The sequence below is a fragment of the Nocardiopsis alba genome (assembly GCF_000710955.1).
Classification (GTDB): domain Bacteria; phylum Actinomycetota; class Actinomycetes; order Streptosporangiales; family Streptosporangiaceae; genus Nocardiopsis; species Nocardiopsis alba.
Genome location: NZ_BAZE01000003.1, coordinates 671,231 through 677,230 on the forward strand (window position 1 = coordinate 671,231; position 6,000 = coordinate 677,230).

Below are 6,000 nucleotides of genomic sequence, written 5' to 3' on the forward strand. Positions count from 1 at the left end.
GAGCAGCCGGTGAGCCCGAACCCGAAGTGAACGGTCGCAGGTCCATCCCCGCGTGCGCGGGGAGCAGACGATCAGCCGCGAAACGAGGAGGCCGTCGAGGGGACCATCCCCGCGTGCGCGGGGAGCAGCAGATCATCGCGGAGTCGCCCCGGTTGGGCCTGGGACCACCCCCGCGTGCGCGGGGAGCAGGGCCGCCTGCCCGAGGAGGGCCTGGACCACGTGGGACCACCCCCGCGTGCGCGGGGAGCAGACTCTTTGACCTGGCAACTTACCAGCGGCAAGCAGCCGTTTTTCCAACTTCCCGAGAAACAGACAAACCCGACACCCCTCGACCCCTCATTCGACCACCACCCACTCTCTCAAACCTCGAACCAAGAGCGGATCCGTTCACGGGCCTGGTCTCCGAACAGCGCGTGCTCCTCGTACATCACGAACAGCTCCCGATAGGTCTCCACGTCCTGCGGCTCACGGAACGCCAGCCGTCCGGTGAAGATCTCCACCGTGGCGAATCTGTCGTCGTAGATGGTGAAGGTGTTCATCGGCCCCCTGGGCAACACGGCCCCCAGGGGGATCACCCCCAGTCGCACCCGCTCCAACCGCGAGACCTCCACCAGACGGGCCGCCTGTTCGGCCATCCCCTCAGGAGACAGGATCGCCCACCGCACCGCCTGTTCGGTGAGCAGGAACGTGAACGAGCAAGCCCCTCCCGCAACTCCTCCTAACGGGCGATCTTCTTGGCCACCGTCGCCGCGACATCACCGGGCGGAGCCGCCGCATCGTCGTACTCGACCTCGCCCACCACAGAGACCCCCCGAACCGGCCGAGAGCGCATCAATCGACCGCATACTCTTCGACCTCTCACCGCCTGAAGACCAGAGCCTCGTCAGGAAAGAGCCCCCGAGAAAGCGATCCACTCCTCGGAGGTGACCACCAGAACGGCGCTCCCAGGGTTCTTCGAGTCGCGTAGACCGACCAGGTCAGTCGTGTGTTCGGTGATGGCGACCTCGACGCAATCACCGGTCCCACTCCCACTGGCCTTACGGAAATCGGCGTGATCGAACAGGGGGGTCATCTGTCAGCCTTCCTGGAAGTGGTGTTCGAATCCGATCCGGGATCGGAGCCCGGCTCGGGGCATGTACCGCTGTAGAGGAACCGCTTTGTTCCGACAGATCTGCCGCCAGTACACGTGGTCTCGAACGACCTCCGGGTCGCTCGTGACCTCGACGTGGGACAGCGCCCCGTCCTCGTCGTAGATCATGCGCCCCACCCGCTCATCGTCGAAGAGCCAGTAGTCACCGTCCGGAACACCCAGTTCCTCCGCGGTGGAACGCGGCATGACACCGATCTCCTCCCCCGCGTCGATGTTCGACGGGTAGGCACAGGTCATCTCGAAAACGACGTACTCGGTGAGGGGTTCGCTCACCACGTGGACACGAGAGATCGACGCGCCGCGGTCCCTGATGGCGCGAACCCGTTCGCCCCACGGCCCCAACCAGGACGGGTCCTGGGGAAGACCCGAGCGGAACCTCTCCAGGGGAACGCGCTCACTCTTCGAGTCGTAGAAGTCCAGCGTCTCCAGCCTGAAGACCTGATGTCGGAAGTCATCGAAGGTACGGAAGAAGTCGGCCATCGTCATCACGGTCACTGGGATACTCCGGGGGTGGTGGCAGCCGTGAACACGTTAGTCTGAACTGACTTCCATGCAGGGCTTGCATGAAGACAATCAAGACTAAGTCTCGTTTAGTATGGGGGAAGTCGTGCCGGAGGGCAAGAGAGTCGGTAACGCCAGACATGAGCTCGCCTCTCTCCTGCGAACGGCTCGGTCCGACCGCGGAATGTCGGGCCAGGAGCTGGCCGACGCGCTGGGCTGGTCGCAGTCGAAGGTCTCCAAGATCGAGAACGGTCGAACACGACCTTCGACGAACGACGTTCAGAGCTGGCTGAACATCTGTGGGGTCTCCGAGGAATCCCTGAAGCGCGGCGCCGAACTGGCGGAAAGCGCCCTGGTGGAATCCCGCCATTGGAGAACGGTGCATGCTGACGGCCTCAGCGCCGGGCAGAGCGGAGTGAGGACCCTGGAAGCACGCGCCGAGGTCGTGCGTTCCTTCCAGCCCTCCATGGTCCCGGGCCTGCTCCAGACCGCCGAGTACGCCCGCCAGGTACTGACCGCCGTCAACCTCTCCGAACAGGGCGACGTCCCAGAGGCGGTCGCCACTCGGATGCGACGCCAAGAGGTGCTCTACGAGGCCGATCGACGTTTCGAGTTCACGATCACGGAGGCCGCCCTGCGCTGGCATCCGCACACCAAGGCCATCCTCCCCGCCCAGTGGGATCGTCTGTTGTCGATCAGCACGCTGACCAACGTCGCTCTGCGCGTCCTGCCTCTCGACGCGCCCTTCGGCCACCTTCAGAACAACGGCTTCCTGCTGTTCGAGATCCCCGATGAACCGACCGTCGTCGTGGAGACGTTGACCAGGGAACTCCTCCTTACCTCTACTGAAGAAATTTCCCAATATAGGAGCATTCACGAAGGTCTCACCGAACACGCTCTCTCCGAGGACGACTCCCGCACCTACCTCCGCGAACTCGCCGCCTCGCTCTGACGGCCCGCCCCGGAGAAGCAGGGAGCTCATTGACGTCAGACTTAGTCCGAGACTAGTCTCATCCTCATCGCACGCCGGTCATGGCGACGCCAAGAGAGGTGAGCATGGTCCTGTTCCTCAACGGTCCCGTCCAGAACGGCGACTTCACCTTCCATGACGCCCCCGGCAAAGCGGTGGGGATCCGGCTCGCATCGGCCCTGAACGAGATCCAAGGGCACACTGCGGCTCCCCACCTGTGGAACACGGTCACGCTCTCCGGGGACATACGCCATCGCTCCCAACGCCGTGCCTCGTCGCCTCTGTCACGAGTGGCGTTCGAACACACACGCCTGATGGGCAAGTACGGGGCCGTGCCACCACCTTAGTCGGTCATCACCGACGCCGACCCCGAGGTCGGGACACTGGCTCTGACCATGATCGAGGAGCAGTTGACCGCCGGTACTCTGCGCATCGGCGACGCCACCCTCCAAGAATGCTCCGACTGTGGACATACGGTCGGCCTCGGCGCCAAGCGGTGCACATCGTGTGCGAGCGGCCGGCTGCGCACCCGCACCAGTCGAAACCTCATCAAGGAGAACGTTCCCGGAGGCTCTCTCTTACCCCCGGAACTTCTGCACATGAGCAACCGGAGGCACCCACGCCACCTGGAGGCCATCTGTCGCGATGTTCCGTGCCGCCTGCTGCTCTCCAGGGCCCGCACCCACGGCATCCACCTGGATGACATCGGTCTGCGCGGCCTGGTCCTCGACCCGCGGGTCGGAATCCACGTGACGGTTCTCTTCGCCACGCGCCGCGAAGGCTCGGAAACGGCCCTCATGACCGTGACACCGAACGCGCTCGCGCACATAGCGGCCTACGGCGAGAGCTTCACGGCCCGCCGCGGTCTTCGACTGCGATACGTGCTTCACGGCCGTGTCCCCTACGATGCCCTGCCCGGACTTCGACGCACCTACGAGTTCCATCGGGCCGATGGCCGTGAACGGCGTTCGTTCGAGAATCGATTCCTCCCCCTGCTCTCCTGGCACGGCAAGAGCCGGATCCACGCCGGACGGCTACCCGCGCTCTTGAAGTACTTCCTCAAGGTCACACGGGCAGACCGACATGAGAGAGACGATGAGCTCCTGGGCCACGTACGAGACGCGATCGCGTGCGGCGACTCCCAGTGGGTGATGGACAAGCGTCTTCTGGCGGCCGCGTTGAGAGGCGGCCCATCGCAAAGGGGCGAAAGGCCGGTGGTACCGCATGTCTGAGTGGGAACTCATCAAGGACCGGACCGCTTCGTCGGGTGCGGTCTGGCGCTCGTCCGACGGACGATGGTTCAAGAGAACCGGTGGACCGGAGGTCACCGAGGAGGCTCGATATCAGACCCTCCTCTCAGAGCTCGGTTTCCCGGTGCCCCGACCCGAGCGCATCGGGATCGAGCACGGCCGGGAGTACTTCGTCGAGGCCGGGGCCGGACACCGCACCCTGCACGAACTCGCTCTGGAGCAAGGCCGGAACAACAGCGGAAAGGTCGACGACGCCCTGATCGACCGGGCAGCCGCGACCTCCGCGAAGCTGCTTCGCGCCCAGGCCGAGAACCCGCTTCCCACAAGCGAGGACGCCCTGCGGTCCTGGTTCTCGAAGGCGGGTTTCGCCGAGGTCGTCTTCTCCGAGAACCCCGACCTGGATACGCTCCGGGTCCGATCGCTCATCGACGCAATGGTGGACCGGTTGACCGCCGTGCCCATGTGCCACAGCCATCTGGACTACGGCCTGCCCAACGTCTTCGACGACGTGGTGATCGACTGGCAACACCACGGGCCGGCTCCCCTGGGGTACGACGTCTATCCGATGCTCGATATCGCGGCCTTCAAAGGGGGCGACCGAGGGTACGCCTTCACCCCCGAACAACGGTCCCGTTACGTCGAGGCGCTGGATCACGTGGCCGAGGACGTCACGGGGCACCCACTGAGCCCTCACCTGGGGGACTTCCTGTTCGTCAAGTGCTTCTTCTTCCTCGCTCTCATACGACCACGGCCGGAACACCATGCCCGACCCGGCAAGTACGAGAAGTGGATGTACCGCAGAAAACTGCTCACCCTGGGAATCGAGGAGTATGCGAACTCCTGGAAGATCGACACCGGAAAATTCCCCAAGCTCAGTGATTTCTCGCGAGACCGGAAAGGCCCCGATCCGCGACCGTGACCATCTCCTCGACAAAGACGGGATGGTCTTCAAGGTCATCGGTGACACCCATCCGAACTCCCACTACCTCGGCTATGTCAAGTACTATCCGGATACACGCGGGGACAGAAAACTTTTCGGTCGAAGCTACCGACAGAACAGCGTCGTCTCGAAATCATTCGGAATTCTCGCCGATAGACCCGAATGCTACGTCTACTCCGACACTCTCGGCTGCGTCATCACGGGAGTCCCCCGAGCCGACGTCGTACACCACTACTCCGCTCGCGAAACCCTACGCCGCCTGCTCATCGAGCCGGGCAAAACCGGTGACCACAACGTGGGAAAAGATCTCATCACCATCGCCGAGCACCTGGACGTGAGGGGTGAGCTCGACCTCTTCGGCGTCACGGGTTCCTTCCTCGTGGGCTGTGAGAACGAGCGCTCGGACATCGATCTCGTCTGCTATGGGAAGAAGGGCTACCTGGCGGCGCACACCATGTTCTCCACCTCCGGCCTCATTCGCCCCTATACCGGAGAGGATCGAACTCGCCTCTACCTGAGAAGAGCCAAGTACATGGAGGGGAGCGGTTTCGACACCCTTCTCAAGCAGGAGGAGCGAAAATTTCAGGGCCTGACCTCTGGATCAGGGGCACATATCAACTGTGAACCCCTCAGAGACGACGTGTCCGCCCCTTCAAAAGGGTTGAGAGCCAAGGAGATCGGAGAGATCACCCTTTTAGAGCTCATCTCAAAAGCCCTGCGAGACGACTCTGAACCTGCCATGATCACGGACTGTGAGTGATGTGTTGCCCGATGGGCTCTGGGAGATCGTCCAGCCGCTACTGCCCTCGCCGCCGAAGACCGGCCGCCCCCGCGCTGACCAGAGAGCAGTGCTGACCACCGTGCTGTTCGTCCAGGCCTCGGGCTGTTCCTGGGAGAAGGCCGACGGCCTGTTCGGCATCACCCGCGCCACCGCCCACCGCTGGTTCCAGACCTGGACCGCGACAGGCCTGTGGCCCACGATCCACCGCGCGGTTCTGGACGAGCTGGGCAGAAGGGCCCTGCTGGACTGGTCCCGCGCCACCGTCGACTCCCAGTCGATCCGCGCCAAGAGAGGGGGAGAAGACAGGGCCAAACCCCACCGACCGGGGTAAACCCGGTTCCAAGCTCCATCTGCTGTGCGACAACCAAGGGCTGCCGCTGACCTGCGCGATCTCCGCGGCCAACGTCA

9 protein-coding genes are annotated in these 6,000 nt (G+C 63.8%); 6 read left to right on the top strand and 3 right to left on the bottom strand.

Annotated features, from left to right (window positions below; all coding sequences use genetic code 11):
• Positions 1 to 359 precede the first annotated feature (359 nt).
• From TR33_RS08745 to TR33_RS08755, 3 genes are all read right to left on the bottom strand, one after another.
• Positions 360 to 665: a Scr1 family TA system antitoxin-like transcriptional regulator gene (locus TR33_RS08745; protein ID WP_234305790.1), complete on the bottom strand. Its 306-nt coding sequence runs from the start codon at positions 663 to 665 to the stop codon at positions 360 to 362.
• A 218-nt stretch (positions 666 to 883) separates the two neighbouring features.
• Positions 884 to 1,072: a DUF397 domain-containing protein gene (locus tag TR33_RS08750; protein ID WP_042282586.1), complete on the bottom strand. Its 189-nt coding sequence runs from the start codon at positions 1,070 to 1,072 to the stop codon at positions 884 to 886.
• Between the two features lie 3 nt (positions 1,073 to 1,075).
• The gene (locus TR33_RS08755; protein WP_234305791.1) at positions 1,076 to 1,630 is read right to left on the bottom strand and encodes a DUF6879 family protein; all 555 of its coding nucleotides are present in this window, start codon (positions 1,628 to 1,630) and stop codon (positions 1,076 to 1,078) included.
• Between the two features lie 115 nt (positions 1,631 to 1,745).
• Here TR33_RS08755 and TR33_RS08760 point away from each other — a divergent pair, with 115 nt between their 5' ends.
• From TR33_RS08760 to TR33_RS08785, 6 genes are all read left to right on the top strand, one after another.
• The gene (locus tag TR33_RS08760; RefSeq protein ID WP_042282589.1) at positions 1,746 to 2,603 is read left to right on the top strand and encodes a helix-turn-helix domain-containing protein; all 858 of its coding nucleotides are present in this window, start codon (positions 1,746 to 1,748) and stop codon (positions 2,601 to 2,603) included.
• 80 nt (positions 2,604 to 2,683) lie between these two features.
• A complete protein-coding gene (locus tag TR33_RS08765) occupies positions 2,684 to 2,968 on the top strand; it encodes a hypothetical protein (protein ID WP_159068778.1) in 285 nt (94 codons plus the stop codon).
• 252 nt (positions 2,969 to 3,220) lie between these two features.
• Positions 3,221 to 3,853 carry a hypothetical protein gene (locus TR33_RS08770; RefSeq protein ID WP_042282593.1) on the top strand — a complete coding sequence of 211 codons (633 nt, stop codon included), beginning with the start codon at positions 3,221 to 3,223 and terminating at the stop codon, positions 3,851 to 3,853.
• A complete protein-coding gene (locus TR33_RS08775) occupies positions 3,846 to 4,790 on the top strand; it encodes a phosphotransferase (RefSeq protein WP_042282594.1) in 945 nt (314 codons plus the stop codon). The genes TR33_RS08770 and TR33_RS08775 overlap by 8 nt, the downstream gene beginning before the upstream one ends.
• 22 nt (positions 4,791 to 4,812) lie before the next feature.
• Positions 4,813 to 5,571 carry a hypothetical protein gene (locus TR33_RS08780; RefSeq protein WP_199806117.1) on the top strand — a complete coding sequence of 253 codons (759 nt, stop codon included), beginning with the start codon at positions 4,813 to 4,815 and terminating at the stop codon, positions 5,569 to 5,571.
• Positions 5,564 to 5,923, top strand: coding sequence for a transposase (locus TR33_RS08785; protein ID WP_234305833.1), 360 nt, complete (start codon positions 5,564 to 5,566; stop codon positions 5,921 to 5,923). The genes TR33_RS08780 and TR33_RS08785 overlap by 8 nt, the downstream gene beginning before the upstream one ends.
• Positions 5,924 to 6,000: the final 77 nt, after the last annotated feature.

Excerpts from the sequence above, each read along its gene's own strand:
- TR33_RS08750 (WP_042282586.1), bottom strand. The coding sequence starts at position 1,072 with ATGACCCCCCTGTTCGATCACGCCGATTTCCGTAAGGCCAGTGGGAGT.
- TR33_RS08755 (WP_234305791.1), bottom strand. The coding sequence starts at position 1,630 with ATGGCCGACTTCTTCCGTACCTTCGATGACTTCCGACATCAGGTCTTC.
- TR33_RS08760 (WP_042282589.1), top strand. The coding sequence starts at position 1,746 with ATGGGGGAAGTCGTGCCGGAGGGCAAGAGAGTCGGTAACGCCAGACAT.
- TR33_RS08765 (WP_159068778.1), top strand. The coding sequence starts at position 2,684 with ATGGCGACGCCAAGAGAGGTGAGCATGGTCCTGTTCCTCAACGGTCCC.
- TR33_RS08770 (WP_042282593.1), top strand. The coding sequence starts at position 3,221 with ATGAGCAACCGGAGGCACCCACGCCACCTGGAGGCCATCTGTCGCGAT.
- TR33_RS08775 (WP_042282594.1), top strand. The coding sequence starts at position 3,846 with ATGTCTGAGTGGGAACTCATCAAGGACCGGACCGCTTCGTCGGGTGCG.
- TR33_RS08780 (WP_199806117.1), top strand. The coding sequence starts at position 4,813 with ATGGTCTTCAAGGTCATCGGTGACACCCATCCGAACTCCCACTACCTC.